An 18,062-nucleotide genomic window follows, 5' to 3' on the forward strand; every position below is an offset into this window, starting at 1 on the left:
CGAGTTCCCAAGACACAGGCAGCCAGACAAAGCGAGGTGTGAGTGATGAAATCAATTCTGGTGACTGGAGCGTCAGGCCAGATTGGTTCTGAACTCGTTGCGAAACTCCAAGATGTTTACGGCGAAGACAACGTCGTTGCGACAGATATTCGCAAGAGTCCAGATGCCGCACAACAGAGTGCGGGTCCGTTTGAAATCCTTGATGTCACAGATGGCAAACGGATGTTTGAGATTGCAAAGCAGTATGACGTAGACACAGTCATCCACTTGGCTGCCCTGTTGTCAGCTCGGGCGGAAGAGAACCCGCAACTTGCGTGGAATCTCAACATGACTGGTTTGGTGAACGGTCTTGAAGTAGCCAGACAACTAGATTGTCAGTTTTTCACACCTAGTTCGATTGCGGCGTTTGGACCATCGACGCCGAAGTCCGGCACACCCCAGGATACGCTGCAACGGCCAAACACCATTTATGGCGTAACAAAGGTGTCGGGTGAACTGTTGTGCGATTACTACCACTCCAAATTTGGCGTGGACACGAGAGGGGTCCGGTTTCCGGGTCTCATTTCCTACGTCACCCCGCCTGGCGGAGGTACGACGGATTATGCCGTAGAAATCTACTATCATGCTGTTCAGTACGGAAACTACACGTCCTTTATTGGGAAGGGCACATACATGGACATGATGTATATGCCGGATGCGCTTGACGCGATTGTGCAGCTAATGGAGGCGGACGGTGATAAATTGGTGCACCGTAACGCGTTCAACATTACTGCCATGAGTGTGGCTCCAGAGGACATTGAGTCCGCGATTCAGGAACTGATGCCTGGGTTTGCCGTCTCCTATGCGGTCGATCCGGTACGACAGGCGATCGCGGACAGCTGGCCAAGTTCCATCGATTCTTCTTGCGCAGAGATGGAGTGGGGATTCCGTCCGAGGTATGACCTTGGGGAAATGACGAAGGATATGCTTTTAAAACTCCATCGAAAACTTCAAGTGAAGACGTCCTAAAAGTGGTGCAGGCCATTTTGTCACCTGTGTCAATGCTGGAAACACTAAAACTTGAAACACTAAAACTTGAAACACTAAACCTTGAAACATTAAGCTCCCAACTTCTACGCTCCAATGCGAGACGTTGAGAGCTTCTTCTTGCTTGAAATTAATACTAGGTGATAATATGAGGTTGTAAAAGCTCATATGATTTAGAACAAAAACAGAAGAGCAGCCAAAGGCGCAAACAGGAGGGATGGCTTCTGAAGAAGTCAGACCGCAGGCTGGCACTGGTTCGGTATGTACAAGAAAACCCGTTTGCCACGGACGAGCAGTTGGCTGAACGATTCGGTGTTAGCATTCCAACCATCCGCCTTGACCGAGCGGTATTGCAGATTCCGGAAGCCAGAGAGCGAATTCGCAGGGTTGCGACAGGACAGCACGACAGCGTGCGAGCGATGGCTCAAGAAGAGGTCCTTGGTGAAATTTCCGAACTGCAGTTGAATCGCTATGCAGTATCCACACTCGCCATTCAACCGGCACACGTGTTTACGCGGACTCGCATTGTCAGGGGGCATATCCTATTCGGTCAGTTAAACTCCTTGGCTGTTGCCGTAACAGATGCGGATGTTGTTTTGACAGCAAAGACAGAGCTGCGTTTTCATCATTCCGTCGCACTTGGCGACACAGTACTGGGACGCGTGGATGTGGTAGCAAGACGATTCGGTGCCACAAAATGCAGAGCAGTGTCTATGTGCAACGGTGAAGTCGTTGTAGATGGGACAATCTGGGTTGTACAACCAAAAGAAATCAGTCCTCCAGGGGTGACATTATGAAGCTTGCGATTGATGCCATGGGCGGTGACTTGGCGCCTGTCGCACCCGTTCACGCTACAATCGAGTGTGCCGCAAAGTTTTCGGACACAGAGTTCATATTGATTGGACATGAGGCCAAAATTCGTGAGGCAGGCGGAACTTTTCCTGCTAATGTGCGTGTGGTTCATACGGACGTTACGATTGAAACCGGTGACGAACCGGTGAGGGCAGTGCGGCGTAAGCCAAATTCGTCCCTCGTCATGGCGGCAACGATGGTTAAAGAGTCAGCAGCAGACGTGATGCTTTCGGCTGGCAGTACGGGGGCACTCGTTGCTAGTGGACTGCTTGCGATTGGTAGGCTGCAGGGAATTGACAGGCCTGCTCTCGCGCCAGTTCTCCCGACATTCAACGGTAAGGGCGTCCTTTTGCTCGACGCAGGGGCTACCATGGATGCAAATGCACATAACCTGCTGCAATACGCGCAAATGGGTTGTGCATACTCGAGGCAGGTGCGCGATATACCGAACCCTCGTGTCGCCCTGCTCAACGTCGGCACAGAGCCTGGAAAGGGCAATGCACTCACTAAAGAAGCTTTTCAGTTGCTGGAATCATCGTCGCTGGACTTCGTTGGCAATATAGAGGCAAGGGAAGTCCTTGATGGCGACGCCGATGTTGTTGTCTGTGACGGGTTTGTCGGCAATGTTGTACTGAAGTTGATTGAAGGTGTGGGACTTGGTATTTTCGGTCTCTTAAAAGAACAATTAACGAGCAGTTTTACGAGCAAACTGGGAGCAGTGATGTTAAAGCCGTCATTGCGCGGAATCAGAGACAAGTTTGACTACGCCGAATACGGAGCCGCGCCATTTTTGGGTGTCAACGGAGGTTGCCTGAAGGCTCATGGCAGCAGTTCAAAGCGGGCTTGGGTAGTCGCGTTGGAGCAAGCGAGAAAGTTTGCTGCCCAGGACTTAATTGGTCAGTTCTCGCATGAACTGAAGGATTAATCCTTGACTAAAATCCATTGAATGCGAATACGGGAGGTACAAAAATACATGGATAAGATTAGAGCTGGCATTTTGGGAACAGGCTCTGCATTGCCGTCACGGGTCTTAACGAATGCGGACTTTGAGAAAATGGTGGAGACAAGCGATGAATGGATTGTGACCAGAACGGGGATTCGGGAACGGCGGATCGCTGAGGCTGGAGAAGCCACTTCGGATTACGCGACCGTTGCCTGTCAGCGTGCGATGGAAAGCGCAGGCATTACGGCTGATCAAGTGGATCACATCATCTGTGCTACAGTCACACCAGATACGATGTTCCCGTCCACGGCAAGTATCATTCAGGACAAACTTGGTGCCAAGAATGCGGGTGCATTCGACTTGTCCGCAGCCTGCTCAGGATTTTTGTACGGTGTCTCGGTAGCCTCTGCACTCGTCGAAGGTGGGCGGTGCAGGAACGTTCTTGTTGTTGCCGGTGACCTCTTGTCTCGTATTACAGACTACACAGACCGCAGCACCTGCGTTTTGTTCGGGGACGGAGCGGGTGCAGTCGTCGTAGGCTCTGTGCCCGAAGACCGCGGCTTTCTCGCCTTTGACCTTGGGTCTGATGGGAGCGGCGGCAGATTTTTGCACCAACCTGCAGGGGGGTCAAGGATTCCAGCATCTCATGAGTCCGTTGAGGCTCGACAACACTTCCTCAAGATGGAGGGGCAAGAGACCTTTAAGTTTGCTGTTCGCGCCATGGGTGCTTCGACTGAGAAGGTGCTCGATAAGGCAGGCTTGACACGTGAGGACATTGATGTGTTGGTCCCGCACCAGGCGAATATCCGTATTATTGATGCAGCGGCGAAACGCTTTGGCGTACCGGAGGATAAAGTTGTCGTCACCATTCACAAGTATGGCAACACCTCGGCGTCGTCGATTCCAATTGCGCTTGATGAAGCAGTTCGCGAAGGAAGAGCGAAAGAAGGCGACGTCGTCGTTATGGTCGGCTTTGGGGGCGGTTTGACGTGGGGAGCAACTGCAGTGCGGCTGTAAGAAGCCGCGGCAGGATTTCGTCAGGCCCTGTTGAAATGACTAAAGGATGCCCGATTTGGGTGATGTTGCGATGTGTAAGGAGGCTACAGGTTTGAATCTTGCGTTTGTCTTTCCTGGCCAAGGCGCCCAGTACGTGGGGATGGGCCGGGAACTGATTGAGCGGTATCCGATTGCGGCACAGACCTTTAAGGCTGCTGATGCGGCGCTAGGTTTTGCCTTGTCGGAGATCATTTTGAGTGGGCCGGAGGAGACGTTGAAACTGACCTATCACGCCCAGCCTGCATTGCTCACGGCGAGCATTGCTGCTTTTCGGGTGTTCCAGGAGCAGTCGCCGCGGTCCGCCATCGTGTCAGCAGGTCACAGCCTGGGCGAATACAGCGCGCTCGTTGCAGCCGGTGTACTGGAGTTTCAGGATGCAGTGAAACTCGTCTATCAGCGCGGACGGTTTATGGATGAGGCGGTGCCGGCTGGTGAAGGCGCGATGGCTGCCGTTCTTGGGCTTGATGAGGCGGCACTTGAGAAGGTTTGTGAAGAGGCAACTCACGGCGACGATCTCGTTGAAATGGCGAATATGAACTGCCCGGGTCAAATCGCCATTTCGGGCACTGCAGAGGCAGTATCCCGTGCATCTGTACTTGCAAAGGCGGCCGGGGCGAAACGTGTCATTCCCTTGGTTGTGAGTGGACCATTTCATTGTCAGTTAATGCGCCCGGCAGCAGGAAAGCTGAGCGAGGCCCTCGGTACAACACAATTCCAGACAGGCCGCTGGCCGGTAGTCGCAAATGTTGACGCTGTTGCCCGCACCGATGCAGAGGGGATCCGACTCGCCCTTGAACAACAGCTGTACAAGCCTGTTCGGTTCCAAGATGACGTCCTGACCATGCGTGACATGGGTGTTGACACCGTGATTGAATTTGGTCCTGGTACGGTCTTGTCCGGGCTCATCCGGAAGACGGAGCGGGGATTGAGGACGCTTCATGTAGAAGACATGGCGTCTCTTGAAGAAACACTCTCTGCACTTGCAGAGTAGGAAAGGGGGTCATTCGGTGACTGAACAGGTTTCCATTGTCACAGGAGCCTCGCGAGGGATTGGCCGCAGTATTGCACTTGAACTCGGACGAGATGGCAATTGTGTGGTTGTGAATTACGTCGGCCGGGAAGAGGAAGCAAGAGCCACGGCACGCCTGATTGAAGAGCAGGGCGGTCGAGCAATTGTCGAACAAGGCGATGTAAGCCTTGCATCAGATGCCGAGCGACTGGTAGAATCGGCCTTGGCAGCTTTCGGTCACTTAGACGTTGTGGTGAACAACGCAGGCATCACTCGTGACACCCTTGTGTTGCGGATGAAAGATGAAGACTGGGATGCTGTGATGAACACCAATCTGAAAGGCGCTTTTCATTTGATTCGTGCCGCTGCTCGCCCGATGATGAAGCAACGCTCCGGTAGAATCATCAATATCGCGTCCGTCGTCGCCATCATGGGGAATGCGGGCCAGGCCAATTATGTTTCCGCCAAAGCGGGACTGATTGGACTGACAAAGTCTGTGGCAAGAGAGTTTGCATCACGTAATATCACCGTCAATGCCATTGCCCCCGGTTTCATTGAAACCGACATGACTGCTGGACTCAATGCAGAGTGGACAGGCAAGATGGTGGAGCAGATTCCCCTTGGCAGACCGGGTTCGCCGGAAGATGTTGCCCATGCTGTCTCTTTTCTCGCATCACCGAAAGCGGCATATATAACTGGACAAGTACTCCATATCGACGGCGGCATGGTCATGTAGTATACTCTCTGAAGGAGGTGAAAGCATGTCCGATACACTATCACGTGTCAAGAGCATTATCGTGGATCGTCTGGGTGTCGACGAAGCGAAAGTTGTCCCAACAGCCACGTTCAAAGATGACCTTGGTGCTGACTCTCTGGATGTCGTGGAACTCATCATGGAACTGGAAGATGAGTTTGACATGGAAATCTCAGATGAGGATGCTGAGAGAATCAAGACTGTTGGTGATGTAGTTACATATATCGACGCGCACCAATAAGCGCAGCCAACAAGGTTACAAGCGGAGTCCCGTGCGGTTGCCGGGGCTTTCTGTTATATTGGGCTTCGCATGAGAGGTGACGATTGTGAGACGGCGAGTTGTGATAACAGGAATGGGGGTCGTCACACCGCTTGGCAGCGATGTGTCTACATTCTGGTCAAATCTGACGGCTGGAAAGTCTGGCATCTCCCAGATCGATGAGTTCGATACGTCAGATTATCCCGTTCACATCGGGGGCGTTGTTCGCGACTTTGATCCAGAAAAATACATTGATCGCAAAGAGGCACGCCGATTAGACCGCTTTACGCAGTTCGCCATCGGTGCCGCAACGCAAGCACTTGAGGATTCTGGACTCAAAATTACCCCGGACAATGCCCATCGGGTTGGGGTTTATATCGGATCGGGCATCGGTGGCATTCACACACTGCTCGAGAACTACCGCATTTTGATGGAACGCGGACCGAAGCGGGTAAGCCCGTTTGTCGTGCCGATGATGATTGCAAACATTGCTTCCGGGCAGATCTCGATTATGTTTGGCGCCAAAGGGCCGAACAGCACTGCTGTCACAGCTTGTGCCACGGGGTCTCATGCGATTGGCGATGCGGCGAAAATCATTGAACGCGGTGCGGCCGACTGCATGATTGCAGGCGGAGCAGAAGCTGCCATTGTGGATCTTGCTTTGGCGGGATTCAGTAATGCGAAAGCGCTGTCGCTTCGTAACGAGGAGCCGGAGTTGGCGAGTCGCCCGTTTGACCTAAACCGCGATGGATTTGTCATGGCGGAAGGAGCTGGCGTGCTGATCGTAGAAGCACTCGACCACGCATTGGCACGAGGAGCAAAAATTTACGCCGAGGTGATTGGTTACGGCATGTCAGGCGATGCATTTCACGTGACGGCGCCGGAACCAGAAGGTGCAGGTGCACGTCAAGCGATGACGGAAGCTTTACTTGATGCCGGACTGCAGCCAACTGACGTCGACTACATCAACGCGCACGGTACATCGACAGATATCGGTGACAAACTCGAGACACTTGCAATCAAGTCTGTCTTCGGAGAGCATGCGTATAAGCTCGCTGTCAGTTCGATTAAATCGATGACCGGTCATACACTTGGAGCGGCAGGCGGTGTTGAAGCCGTTGCCACCATTAAGACCATTCAAGACAGTTTAATTCCTCCGACCATCAATTACGAGACGCCGGATCCAGATTGCGATCTCGATTACGTACCGAATCAGGCACGTCGTGCAACTGTCAATGTAGCACTCTCGAACTCATTTGGTTTTGGTGGACACAACGCTGTCCTGGCGTTTCGCAAGTATGAGTAAATTTGTCTGAGCATGGGACAGGTTGGGTAATACCCCCCGGTCTAGTCCGGGGGATTTTTTCACTTTCTGCTTTTTTAAGAATCCGTGCAGCGAGGAGTGCCGAACGTGGTTACGTCAAAATGGGACGAACTGTGTGAGCGACTGGAGATTCGATTCACCTCACTTGCGTTACTGAGGCAAGCTTTCACACACGCTTCCTATCGGAATGAGCACAAGAGACCTTCGCTGGAGGACAATGAACGCTTGGAGTTTCTCGGGGATGCTGTGTTAGAACTCATCGTCAGTGAGTTTTTGTACAAAACAAAGCCGACGATGCCAGAAGGGGAACTGACACGGATGCGCGCCGCCATCGTCTGCGAACCCACGTTAGTACGGTTCGCACGCGATCTGCAGTTTGACCAATTCATTCGTCTTGGCAGAGGTGAAGAACGGTCTGGGGGGCGGAATCGGGCAGCGCTACTCGCCGATGTATTCGAAGCGTTCATTGGGGCATTGTACCTTGATCAGGGCCTTGAGCCGGTCCGTGTATTTCTGGACCGCTACGTGTTTCCGAAGGCTGAAGCATATGCCAACTTGAAGGACTACAAGACAACGCTCCAGGAGTGGGTTCAGCAGCATGACCCGCGTACTCTTCGCTACGTAATTGCCGAAGAGCGCGGACCGGCCCACGCCAAGGAGTTTGTCGTCCAGGTTCTGCTTGGCGACACAGTGATGGGCGAAGGAAGCGGACGTTCAAAGAAGGAAGCAGAGCAACAGGCAGCAAGCATGGCTCTCACGAAGCTCTCCGAGCATCATGAGAGCTGACGCAAGGAGGAAGAACCGGTGTTTCTAAAGCGGATCGACGTGACAGGGTTCAAGTCCTTTGCTGACCACACAGAAATTGCCTTTTCCCCCGGTATCACCGCCGTGGTTGGCCCGAATGGAAGCGGCAAAAGCAACATTGCCGACGCTATTCGCTGGGTGCTCGGTGAGCAGAGTGCGCGTACTCTGCGTGGAGCAAAAATGGAGGATGTCATTTTTGCCGGAACGGAGACACGCCGCGCGATTAACTTCTGTGAAGTTTCCCTCACCCTTGACAACTCCGATCAACACCTTGGCGTGGTTTTTGACGAAGTGACAGTGACCCGCAGGATGTACCGGTCTGGCGAGAGCGAATATATGATCAACAAGCAGGCCTGCAGGTTAAAGGATATTGCAGAACTTTTCATGGATTCGGGAATGGGGCGTGAATCCTACTCCATCATCGGACAGGGCAAGATTGATGAGATGTTGTCCACCCGCGCTGAGGACCGACGCGGAGCCTTTGAGGATGCGGCTGGGATTGTAAAGTTTAAATTTCGTAAAAAGGAAGCCGAACGCCGGCTCGCAGAAACAGACCAGAATATCACACGTGTGGACGATATCCTGGATGAACTTCACCGTCAGGCCGGTCCCCTTGAAGAGGAGGCTGTGCGAGCGAGAAAATATCAGATGTTGCAGGAAGAGCACCAGGCCCTCGATATCGGGCTCTTGGTCCATGACATCGAGGAGCAAACCGAACGCTGGCAAGACGCGCAATCAGCCAGCGTACAGGCAGTTGCACAGCGTGACACAGCGAAAATTCTGGTCACTGAAGTAGAGCAGACCTTGGCGGTACAGCGCAGTGCGCTTGACGACCGTCGCCGCAGTGCGGAAGTCTTGCAGCGACAACACGTCGATGTCATTGAGCAACGGCAACGGTTGCAAGGACAATTGGCGTTGCATCAAGAACGTGCAAGCAACGCTGAACGGTCAGCGGCCGATAAAGCGAAGCAAATCGAAGGCGTGATGGAGGAGCTCGGAGAACTCGAGCGCGATCTCACAGTTGCTGCAGAGCGGTTGGATGACGTTACGGCACAAATGGAAATCAAGTCATCGGAACTAGAGGCCGCTGCGAATGCTGTGGACCCCGGTGTCAAGGCTCGACTTGAAGCAGAAATTGCGCGCCTCAATGAGGAATATATTGAACTGCACCACCAGTCTGCAGGATTTCGAAATGAAATCAAGATGGCAGAAGAGTACCTCACTCAGGATGAGCAAAAGCGCGAGCGCCTAGGGGCGGAACAGGCGCGTCATCTGGCGGATGAACAGCAGCTTGAGGAAGAATTTCTTGAACAGCAGCAACGTGTTCGATCGTTTGAGGAGGACCTTGCACAACTTCAAAAACAACTTGGTGAGATTGCGACATTGCAGCGCGATCACGCTGCGGCCGAAGCAAACAGCGTGGCCGCCATTCATCGGGTGGAGTCAGAGACAGCTTCGCTCGTTTCCCGGCTTGAACTGTTAAGCGAGCTTGAATCTGGTTATGACGGGTACGCACTGGGCGCAAAGACGGTTTTGCAGGCTGCAAGCAAAAAACGACTGGATGGCATTCATGGACCTGTCGCAGGCTTGATCCGAGTGGAAAAGGCACATGAAGCGGCCATTGAGACAGCCCTCGGCGGTGCGCTCCAAAACATCGTTGTCGACAGCGAAGCTGCGGGCCGGTCTGCAATTGATTTCCTCAAACAGCGGCATGCCGGCAGAGCGACGTTTTTGCCGCTGTCGGTTATACGGTCACGGATGCTCCAGTCAGGAGACAGAGACAAGTTAAAGGGTCAGGCGGGTGTCGTCGGGATTGGAAGCGATCTCGTTGGCTGCGACGATATCTACCGGCCAGTTATGGAACATCTTCTCGGTAATGTGGTCGTCACGGACAACCTGGTTCACGCGAATGCGGTGGCAAAGGTCCTGAATTATCGCATCCGTATTGTCAGCCTGGAAGGAGATGTGGTGAACCCTGGAGGCGCCATGACGGGTGGCAGCATCTCGCGGAAGGGTCCAGGTCTGCTCGGGCGCTCCCGGGAACGCCAGGAAGTGGAGCGACAGATCGCAGAGAAGAAGAAGGCCATCGATGACCTCCGTGCCAAACAGGCAGAACTGCGCCGCAGTGTTGAGAAAACGAGCGAAGCACAACGGCGTGCGATTGCCGACCAGGAGAAACAGCGCGGCGAACTTGAACAGGCTCGTGCACTGACACAAGATCTGAAGATGCGCTTGGAGACCGTCAAGGACAAGCGTCAGGCTGTCGAGTGGGAACTGTCCGAGCTGACCCTTGGTCACACTGGATGGTTGGAACGTCTACAAACCGCAAAGGCGGGGCTTGCCACGGTCATTACGGCCATCCAGGAGACGGAGCAGGGTCTTGAGGAAACGAGGCGTTCACTCGCGGAACGTGAGTCTTCACTCACGCAAGCCCAGGATGTCTTGACAGCAGTCCGAGTTGAGATGGCTACGTTGACACAGGCGAAAAACAGCGTTCTGCAACAGATGAACGACTTGAAGACAAGAGCAAACCGCCTGCACTCCCGCAGTAAACAGTTACAAATGGAGACAGATGAACTTCGCCTGTCCCAGGACAACGAGCTTCGTGCCGCAACCAGCGTCGAACAGACACTGGGTGCAGCGGAAGCACAACTGTCGGAACTTGAGCAAGGGACTGCGGCGGTTCGCCAGGAGGTTCAGCGACTTGAGGCAGAGGTTGCGGAACTTGAACGAACCATCCGCCGCCGGCAGCAGGAACTGACGACTGCGGATGAACTGGTACACCGTGCAGAAGTGGCACAGCAACGGATCGACGCAGATCTCAAGCACGCTCTCGACAGGATGGGTGAAACGCACAAGATGACCTTTGAGTGGGCCCGCGAGCACCATCGACTTACGCTCGCGGTACCTGAGGCGAAACAGCGTGCGGAGTCCCTGCGCAGACAGATGGGGCAGATGGGACAAGTTCACCTCGGTGCCATTGAAGAGTGGGAGCGTTTGTCGGAGCGTTTGTCGTTCCTGACGCGAGAACGCGAAGACCTCCGTGAGGCGCAGAATCAGCTTGAAGCAGTCATTTCTGAGATGGACGAGGAGATGTCCAAGCGCTTCGCAGAGACGTTTGAAGCCATCCGTCAGGAGTTCCACGTTTCCTTCCGACAGCTGTTCGGGGGCGGTAAAGCGGATCTCGCATTGACGAACCCAGATGACCTGCTGCAGACGGGAGTCGAAGTAATCGCCCAGCCGCCGGGGAAAAAACTGCAAAACTTGAATCTGCTGTCCGGCGGTGAACGTGCGCTGACAGCGATGGCGTTGCTATTCGCAATACTTCGGGTACGGCCGGTGCCATTCTGTGTGCTCGACGAGGTTGAGGCTGCACTCGATGAGGCGAACGTCAGTCGGTTTGCCCAACAACTGCGCAGTTTCTCCGATGAGACCCAGTTCATCGTCGTGACACACCGACGTGGTACGATGGAAGAGGCAGATGCGCTTTACGGCGTCACGATGCAGGAGTCCGGCGTGTCGAACCTGATTGGCGTACGGCTGGAAGATCAAAACCTGGATTCTGACATCGAAACGGCTTAACCCCCTTTGGGAAAGGTAGGAGGTCCATGGGACTTTTTGATAAGTTTAAACGCGGACTGGCGAAGAGCCGCGACGCGCTGTTCGGGCGATTGACCGGACTGTTTCACGGGCGCAAGCTCGATGAGGCACTTTACGAAGAGCTCGAAGAAGTCTTACTCGCAGCGGATGTCGGGTTTGAGACTGCGATGTGGTTGGTGGAACGGGTCCGGCGTCTTGCAAGGGAACAGAAAGCGACTGATGGCTCTGAATTGCCAGGACTGCTCCAACAGGCCATGGAAGAAGCCTTGGAGGATAATGATCCAAGCATGAAGGTGGCGGAGACAGGCCCATCGCTGTACCTGTTTGTGGGTGTGAACGGAGTCGGCAAGACCACCTCCATCGGCAAACTGGCCCACCACTTCAAAGCAGAAGGCAAAAAGGTCCTGGTCGCTGCAGGTGATACATTTCGAGCGGCTGCCATTGAACAATTGATGGAGTGGGGGAATCGGTCGGGAGTGGATGTCATTCGCCACACCCAAGGCGCCGATCCGGCTGCGGTCATCTATGATGCCATCGCAGCGGCACGTGCGCGAAGTGCCGACGTAATCCTCTGTGACACAGCTGGACGCCTCCATAATAAGGCCAACCTGATGGCAGAGTTGGCTAAGATCCACAAGGTTGTGGAACGGGAATTGCCTGGTGCGCCGCACGAAGTTCTGCTCGTGGTCGACGGCACAACGGGCCAAAACGCATTGTTGCAGGCCAAGTCATTTCTCGAAGTGGCCAACGTCACGGGCATGATTGTCACAAAGCTGGACGGGACAGCCAAAGGCGGCGTACTGCTGCCGATTGTTCGGGAGTTTCACATTCCGGTCAAATGGGTGGGACTTGGCGAACAAATGGACGATCTCGAACCATTTTCACCTAAGGCCTTCGCTGAAGCGATCTGTCAAGCACCCGAATCGGCTTCATAAGCAGGCAATGACAGCTGCGACGCGGTTAAGTTGAAGTGTTGCGACGTGTTTGAAGTGTAAAGGGGATGCGCTTGACAGTGGACTCTGACACTCGTATCATAGAACAAGTCACCCGTATGGGCGATTTATATGACCTTTATGGTGCATTGCTTACGGATCGCCAAAAAGAGATGGTAGAGCTCTATTATCTCGATGATTGGTCTTTGTCGGAAATTGCTTCTCACTTCGGAGTCAGCCGGCAGGCGGTTCATGATAACCTGCATCGCTCCGCAGAGCAGTTGGAGACTTACGAATCCGCACTGTCGTTGCTTGCCACTGCGCGCCGCAATCGACAACTGCTGACCGAACTGCGACTGGTGTGGGATGACCTCAAAGAGGATGTCCCTGAGTCGGGTCGCGAGCGGTTGCAGAAGGCGATGAACGCAATGTTTGTGGCGTGGCGTGTGGAATGATGGTTCCTTAGCAAAGTGCAAATCACCCTTTGCGACCGTCAGTGGTTGCCTGGCAAGGAGGAAGGACATTGCTCGAAGGGCTGTCAAACAACCTGCAAAAGGCACTGAGTAAGCTCAAGTCCAAAGGGAAACTGACTGAATCTGACGTACAGGAGGCAATGCGCGAAGTTCGATTGGCATTGCTTGCTGCAGACGTCAACGTTCGGATTGTCAAACAGTTCGTGGACAAGGTCCGTGAACGGGCAATTGGGCAGGATGTTCAAAAGAGCCTCACACCAGGTCAGCAAGTCGTCAAGATTGTCCATGAAGAACTTACTGAACTGATGGGTGGCTCGGAAGAGCGGTTGCGGATGGCTGCGAAACCGCCAACAGTGGTCATGTTGGTCGGGTTGCAGGGCGCAGGTAAGACGACTGCGGCCGCAAAGCTTGCCTTGTCGTTTGTAAAGCACCAACACCGACCGTTGATGGTGGCTGCCGATATCTATCGACCGGCAGCAATTCATCAGCTCGAAGTTCTCGGAGGTCAAATCAACGTCCCTGTGTTTCAAATGGGCACAGATGTCGATCCGGTGACCATCGCAACGAGTGGTATCGAAGAGGCTCGCAAGCAGGGTGCCGACGTCGTCATTATTGATACGGCCGGTCGCCTGCATGTAGATGCGCCATTGATGGAGGAATTAGCAAGGATTCATCAGGCTGTTCCTGCGGATGAGCTGTTGCTGGTCATCGATGCAATGACGGGCCAAGACGCAGTCCATGTAGCTGAGTCTTTCAGCCAAGCGTTGCCTGTTACGGGTGTCATCTTGACGAAACTCGATGGAGATACCAGAGGCGGTGCCGCCCTCACGGTGCGGGCAGTCACGGGACGCCCCATCAAGTTCGTCGGCCTTGGAGAGAAGATAGAAGCACTGGAAGTGTTTCATCCGGACCGCCTGGCTTCTCGGATTCTAGGCATGGGCGATGTTCTCAGTCTGATTGAGCGAGCTCAAGAATCTGTCGACCTTGAAAAAGCTCGAGAGATGGAGCAGAAGCTTCGGACGAGTCAGTTCACGCTCGATGATTTTCGGGAGCAGTTGCTTCAGGTGCGTAAACTCGGTCCCCTCGACCAGGTGCTCAAAATGCTTCCTGGTGCAGGGAAACTGAAGGGATTGGAGAACCTCCAGATTGACGAGAAACGGTTTGTGCGAATCGATGCCATCATTTCTTCGATGACAACCAAGGAACGAGCCGATCCTTCCGTGATGAACGCGAGTCGGCGACGCAGAGTTGCCGCCGGAAGTGGTGTCACCGTTCGCGATGTCAACCAGGTGCTCAACCAGTTCGAACAGATGCAACAGATGATGAAGCGGTTCTCCGGATTTGGCAAGAAAATGGGGAAACGCGGCGCGATGAAGGCCTTGAAGGGCCTAGGGGGAATGGGTGGACTCGGCGATCTCGGTGGTCTATCCGATCTCGTACCCCAAGCTCCTGAGGGCAATGATGCCGGATCGCCAAGCAGTTCTGGGCCGCGGACACACCGGAACAAGAAGAAGAAAAAGCGTTAGGCGTAGAAGGTTCGTGCCGTAGTTGTTTTCATGCAACAGTACAAGCCTGATACAAAATACACAATATCTCACACAACCCTGAGGAGGATATGAAACATGTCTGTAAAGATTCGTTTGAAGCGTATGGGTGCAAAGAAAGCTCCGTTCTACCGTTTGGTTGTTGCAGAATCCCGCTCGCCTCGCGACGGTCGTTTTGTTGAGGAGATTGGCACTTACAACCCGCTTACAGAACCAGCTCAGGTCAACATCAACGAAGAGCGTGCTTTGCAGTGGCTGCAAAACGGCGCAACTCCGAGTGACACAGTACGTCACTTGTTCCGCGAAGCCGGCTTGATGAAGAAGTTCCACGATCTGAAGTTGCAGAAGTAAGCGATAAGCTTGGAATCAGGCTAGTCGGATCGGACATGAGGTGGGCTGCTTCGGGAGAGCTGTCGAGGACATGTTTCTCCCGAAGATTCAGCGCTAGGAGGACGGCCGATGAAGGAATTGGTTGAATTTCTCGCTCGGTCCCTGGTGGAGCATCCAGAGTCAGTGAAAGTCACCGAAGAGTCACGCGGGGATACAACAGTGTACCGGATCACGGTGGATCCATCGGATATCGGTAAAGTGATTGGGCGACAGGGACGGATCGCCAAATCCATTCGGAATGTCGTCAGTGCCCGTGCCTACCGGGAAAAGCGACATGTCGTTGTGGACATCGATTCCTGACACCCGGTATCACTTGGGACGGACATCACCGTCGCGTTAACAGATTGAGGAGACGACACCTCAAGAGCAGGCAAAGAGGAAACACAATACCGATTTGGGATAGAAGGGATGCGGATTTATGCTGAGCATTCGTCAGCCAGTCACCGTAAAGTTCATTTTGACAGAGCAGACAAAGCAGCAAATCCTAGCTGAGCAGCGCCGTCAGATTGAACAATTGACTGCAGAGCTGGACCAAGTCGAACTACAGGGCAAGCAGGCGCTGGAGCAGGCAATGGCCCAAGGTGGACCGGCTGCTCAAGAAGTCAGGCAACAAGTCGAACAGGCGAGAAACCAACGCCTTGAGCAACGTGAACAGGTCATTCAACAGATTCAGCAGATTCAGCAGCTTGAGCTCGGCACCGAGTTGCAGAACATGACTGTCGAAACAATGGTCGACGTCAATGTTGGTGACGATTGGAGTAAGGTCCTCATGGGTGCAGAGATTATCATCAAAGATGGTATTGTGCATGAAATTCGTCGTGGAGGCCAGCCGGTCTGACGATATCGACTCAAACGACGCGAAATAGGTTCGGCCGACCACCCATTCCGGTTAGCCGAGCTTATTTGTGTTCAGGGACCATCCTAAGTGAGGGGGGCGTCACGTGTCAGAAGCAGCGGGACAACATTATTACACGGTCGGCGTGATCGCAGGGACACATGCCTTGAAAGGTGAAGTGAAAGTATTCCCACGCACCGATTTTCCCGAAAAACGATTTAAGAAAGGTTCGGTCTTACATCTGCGCGAAGCGGGCAAAGCACCTGCACGAACCCTGAAAGTCAGCGCGGCTCGGCAACATAAACAATTTTGGCTCGTATTTTTCGATGGGATTACGTCGATTAACGATGTGGAGTCTTGGAAGGGACTCGAACTCGTTGTGCCGGAAGACGCGCTCTTACCGCTGCCCGAAAATACATATTACATACACCAGTTGATTGGTCTGCGGGTCTTCAGTGACGACGGCCGTGAGGTAGGGGCAATTACAGATGTGTTAAGGCCCGGTGCGAACGATGTGTACGTGGTGCGCGGGAATCTGCAACGGGAGGATGTCCTCGTACCGGCCATTCCGGATGTAGTACTGTCCGTTGATCTCGCTGCAAACCAAATGGTTGTTCACCTCATGCCAGGCTTGCTGGAAACTGATGATGATGGCAGTCAGGGTGATGGAGAGGACAAGGGGTAATGCTTGAAATTGTCGTATTCACTCTCTTCGAGGGTATGTTTCATGGGATCCTCGAGGAAAGCATGTTGAAACGTGCCATCGATGGCGGGCGTGCTTCTGTTCGATTCGTCAATTTCCGGGACTTTGCAAAAGATAAGCACCATACGGTTGATGATTATCCGTTTGGTGGAGGGGCAGGCATGGTTCTGAAACCGGATCCCATGGTGAGTGCGCTTCAGTCACTACCCGAACTCGCTCCCGGTGCAAAGGAACGGCGCCTCATGATGTCGCCGCAAGGACGGACATTCTCGCAAGCAATGGCTGAAGAGCTTGCAGGTCTCGAGCGGTTGGTGCTGGTGTGTGGACATTATGAGGGATTTGACGAGCGCATAAAGCCGCTGATTGGTGCAGAAGAGGTATCGGTTGGCGACTTTGTTCTGACGGGCGGAGAGATTCCTGCCATGGCGATTATGGATGCTGTGATACGACTTCTTCCGGGCACGCTCGGTAATGTGGCATCCCACAAGGATGACTCGTTTTCGACCGGCCTGTTGGAGTATCCGCAGTACACCCGGCCTGCTTCTTATGAAGGGCTTGATGTGCCGGCTGCGCTGCTGTCGGGAAACCACGCTGAGATCGCTCGTTGGAGGAGAACCCATGCGTTGTATCGGACCTTCATGCGACGTCCTGACCTTCTGAAGTCAGCTGCTCTGACAAAGGAAGACGAGCTTCTTCTGTTGCGTTTCGAACAGGGTGACTTTTCGATGGTTGATGTGTTGGATGATGCAGTGGATGATGCGGTGGATGATGCGATGGATGATGCGATGGATGATGCGGTGGATGATGCAGTGGATGATGCAGTGGATGATGCAGTGGATGATGCAGTGGATGATGCAGTGGATGATGCGGTCGATTGACCGGAGTTGAGTTTGATGCGGGAGCATCGCAGTTCGGTTAAGTATGTCGTCCGGGGCAGCCGGTACTGTATCCCATATGGCCGCCCCAGAAGACATATTTCATCGTATGGAGCCGGGTCAATATTCGTTCAATATTTCTGCCTAGGTGCATGCCTCATGTACGCAGTCACATCTGAGCCGGTTTCGCACGAGCCATCGTCATAAGCGTCTGCAGGAGACGGGAACCATCATCGAGGACTACCATCGAGGGCCATAGTCATGGGACCCTGACATTGGGACCCTGACATTGGGACTGGCATGCGTGGATGTACCAATTGAAAAAGAAAATACGCGAAGGAAGAAGATTCCACTGGATCTCAGTCTGGAGGCGTGATATATTAGTCGATGTCGCCGCGAGGCGGCTACGATGAAAACCTGATAACAACGCTGATATTGAGGCGAGCTATCAGGCATCGAAATGAAGTTGGTTCCTTGAAAACTAAACACACGCAGAGAGTGAAACGTACAGATTCGAAGTGAGCATCTTCGGCAACGAAGAGAGCAAACTTCTCAACTTTGAGAGTTTGATCCTGGCTCAGGACGAACGCTGGCGGCGTGCCTAATACATGCAAGTCGCGCGGACTTCTTCGGAAGTCAGCGGCGGACGGGTGAGTAACACGTGGGCAATCTGCCTCTTAGAC

The 18,062-nt window shown here is 53.6% G+C and carries 18 protein-coding genes and 1 rRNA gene; all 19 read left to right on the forward strand.

Annotation, left to right across the window (positions count from 1 at the left end):
• Window positions 1–45: 45 nt before the first annotated feature.
• Window positions 46–1,008: an L-threonine 3-dehydrogenase gene (locus AN477_RS03185; RefSeq protein ID WP_054967709.1), complete on the forward strand. Its 963-nt coding sequence runs from the start codon at window positions 46–48 to the stop codon at window positions 1,006–1,008.
• Between the two features lie 242 nt (window positions 1,009–1,250).
• Entirely contained in the window at window positions 1,251–1,823 is a 573-nt protein-coding gene (gene fapR, locus AN477_RS03190; RefSeq protein WP_054967710.1) for a transcription factor FapR, read from the forward strand.
• Entirely contained in the window at window positions 1,820–2,803 is a 984-nt protein-coding gene (plsX, locus tag AN477_RS03195) for a phosphate acyltransferase PlsX (protein ID WP_054967711.1), read from the forward strand. The genes fapR and plsX overlap by 4 nt, the downstream gene beginning before the upstream one ends.
• A 48-nt stretch (window positions 2,804–2,851) precedes the next feature.
• Window positions 2,852–3,838 carry a beta-ketoacyl-ACP synthase III gene (locus tag AN477_RS03200; RefSeq protein WP_054967712.1) on the forward strand — a complete coding sequence of 329 codons (987 nt, stop codon included), beginning with the start codon at window positions 2,852–2,854 and terminating at the stop codon, window positions 3,836–3,838.
• A gap of 91 nt (window positions 3,839–3,929) precedes the next feature.
• Window positions 3,930–4,868: an ACP S-malonyltransferase gene (gene fabD, locus AN477_RS03205; RefSeq protein ID WP_245631696.1), complete on the forward strand. Its 939-nt coding sequence runs from the start codon at window positions 3,930–3,932 to the stop codon at window positions 4,866–4,868.
• A 16-nt stretch (window positions 4,869–4,884) separates the two neighbouring features.
• Complete coding sequence (fabG, locus tag AN477_RS03210) at window positions 4,885–5,622, forward strand: 3-oxoacyl-[acyl-carrier-protein] reductase (protein WP_054967713.1); 738 nt, start codon at window positions 4,885–4,887, stop codon at window positions 5,620–5,622.
• Window positions 5,623–5,647: 25 nt separating this feature from the next.
• Window positions 5,648–5,881 carry an acyl carrier protein gene (locus tag AN477_RS03215; RefSeq protein ID WP_054967714.1) on the forward strand — a complete coding sequence of 78 codons (234 nt, stop codon included), beginning with the start codon at window positions 5,648–5,650 and terminating at the stop codon, window positions 5,879–5,881.
• An 85-nt stretch (window positions 5,882–5,966) separates the two neighbouring features.
• Window positions 5,967–7,205 carry a beta-ketoacyl-ACP synthase II gene (gene fabF / locus AN477_RS03220; protein WP_054967715.1) on the forward strand — a complete coding sequence of 413 codons (1,239 nt, stop codon included), beginning with the start codon at window positions 5,967–5,969 and terminating at the stop codon, window positions 7,203–7,205.
• A 105-nt stretch (window positions 7,206–7,310) separates the two neighbouring features.
• Window positions 7,311–8,009 (forward strand): ribonuclease III, encoded by a 699-nt coding sequence (gene rnc / locus AN477_RS03225; RefSeq protein ID WP_054967716.1) that lies wholly within the window; start codon window positions 7,311–7,313, stop codon window positions 8,007–8,009.
• Between the two features lie 18 nt (window positions 8,010–8,027).
• Complete coding sequence (gene smc / locus AN477_RS03230) at window positions 8,028–11,609, forward strand: chromosome segregation protein SMC (protein ID WP_083485902.1); 3,582 nt, start codon at window positions 8,028–8,030, stop codon at window positions 11,607–11,609.
• A 26-nt stretch (window positions 11,610–11,635) separates the two neighbouring features.
• Window positions 11,636–12,562, forward strand: a complete 927-nt coding sequence (gene ftsY, locus AN477_RS03235) for a signal recognition particle-docking protein FtsY (protein WP_054967717.1) — start codon at window positions 11,636–11,638, stop codon at window positions 12,560–12,562.
• Between the two features lie 77 nt (window positions 12,563–12,639).
• A complete protein-coding gene (gene ylxM / locus AN477_RS03240) occupies window positions 12,640–13,014 on the forward strand; it encodes a YlxM family DNA-binding protein (protein WP_054967718.1) in 375 nt (124 codons plus the stop codon).
• A 68-nt stretch (window positions 13,015–13,082) separates the two neighbouring features.
• Entirely contained in the window at window positions 13,083–14,558 is a 1,476-nt protein-coding gene (gene ffh / locus AN477_RS03245; protein ID WP_083485904.1) for a signal recognition particle protein, read from the forward strand.
• 96 nt (window positions 14,559–14,654) lie between these two features.
• Complete coding sequence (gene rpsP, locus AN477_RS03250; RefSeq protein WP_054967719.1) at window positions 14,655–14,927, forward strand: 30S ribosomal protein S16; 273 nt, start codon at window positions 14,655–14,657, stop codon at window positions 14,925–14,927.
• A gap of 108 nt (window positions 14,928–15,035) precedes the next feature.
• Window positions 15,036–15,266, forward strand: coding sequence for a KH domain-containing protein (locus tag AN477_RS03255; RefSeq protein WP_054967720.1), 231 nt, complete (start codon window positions 15,036–15,038; stop codon window positions 15,264–15,266).
• 118 nt (window positions 15,267–15,384) lie between these two features.
• Window positions 15,385–15,804, forward strand: coding sequence for a YlqD family protein (locus tag AN477_RS03260; protein ID WP_245631697.1), 420 nt, complete (start codon window positions 15,385–15,387; stop codon window positions 15,802–15,804).
• Between the two features lie 103 nt (window positions 15,805–15,907).
• The gene (gene rimM, locus AN477_RS03265) at window positions 15,908–16,486 is read left to right on the forward strand and encodes a ribosome maturation factor RimM (RefSeq protein WP_054967721.1); all 579 of its coding nucleotides are present in this window, start codon (window positions 15,908–15,910) and stop codon (window positions 16,484–16,486) included.
• Entirely contained in the window at window positions 16,486–17,382 is an 897-nt protein-coding gene (trmD, locus tag AN477_RS03270; RefSeq protein ID WP_083485905.1) for a tRNA (guanosine(37)-N1)-methyltransferase TrmD, read from the forward strand. Before rimM ends, trmD begins: the two co-directional genes overlap by 1 nt.
• A 551-nt stretch (window positions 17,383–17,933) precedes the next feature.
• A 16S ribosomal RNA gene (locus tag AN477_RS03275) occupies window positions 17,934–18,062 on the forward strand; the annotation flags it as partial.

Origin of the sequence: Paenalicyclobacillus ferrooxydans, from assembly GCF_001399675.1 — a bacterium.
GTDB lineage: Bacteria > Bacillota > Bacilli > Alicyclobacillales > Alicyclobacillaceae > Alicyclobacillus_B > Alicyclobacillus_B ferrooxydans.

Coding starts and splice junctions, on each gene's coding strand:
- AN477_RS03185 (WP_054967709.1), top strand. CDS start 46: ATGAAATCAATTCTGGTGACTGGAGCGTCAGGCCAGATTGGTTCTGAA.
- plsX (WP_054967711.1), top strand. CDS start 1,820: ATGAAGCTTGCGATTGATGCCATGGGCGGTGACTTGGCGCCTGTCGCA.
- AN477_RS03200 (WP_054967712.1), top strand. CDS start 2,852: ATGGATAAGATTAGAGCTGGCATTTTGGGAACAGGCTCTGCATTGCCG.
- AN477_RS03215 (WP_054967714.1), top strand. CDS start 5,648: ATGTCCGATACACTATCACGTGTCAAGAGCATTATCGTGGATCGTCTG.
- ftsY (WP_054967717.1), top strand. CDS start 11,636: ATGGGACTTTTTGATAAGTTTAAACGCGGACTGGCGAAGAGCCGCGAC.
- rpsP (WP_054967719.1), top strand. CDS start 14,655: ATGTCTGTAAAGATTCGTTTGAAGCGTATGGGTGCAAAGAAAGCTCCG.
- AN477_RS03255 (WP_054967720.1), top strand. CDS start 15,036: ATGAAGGAATTGGTTGAATTTCTCGCTCGGTCCCTGGTGGAGCATCCA.
- AN477_RS03260 (WP_245631697.1), top strand. CDS start 15,385: ATGCTGAGCATTCGTCAGCCAGTCACCGTAAAGTTCATTTTGACAGAG.
- trmD (WP_083485905.1), top strand. CDS start 16,486: ATGCTTGAAATTGTCGTATTCACTCTCTTCGAGGGTATGTTTCATGGG.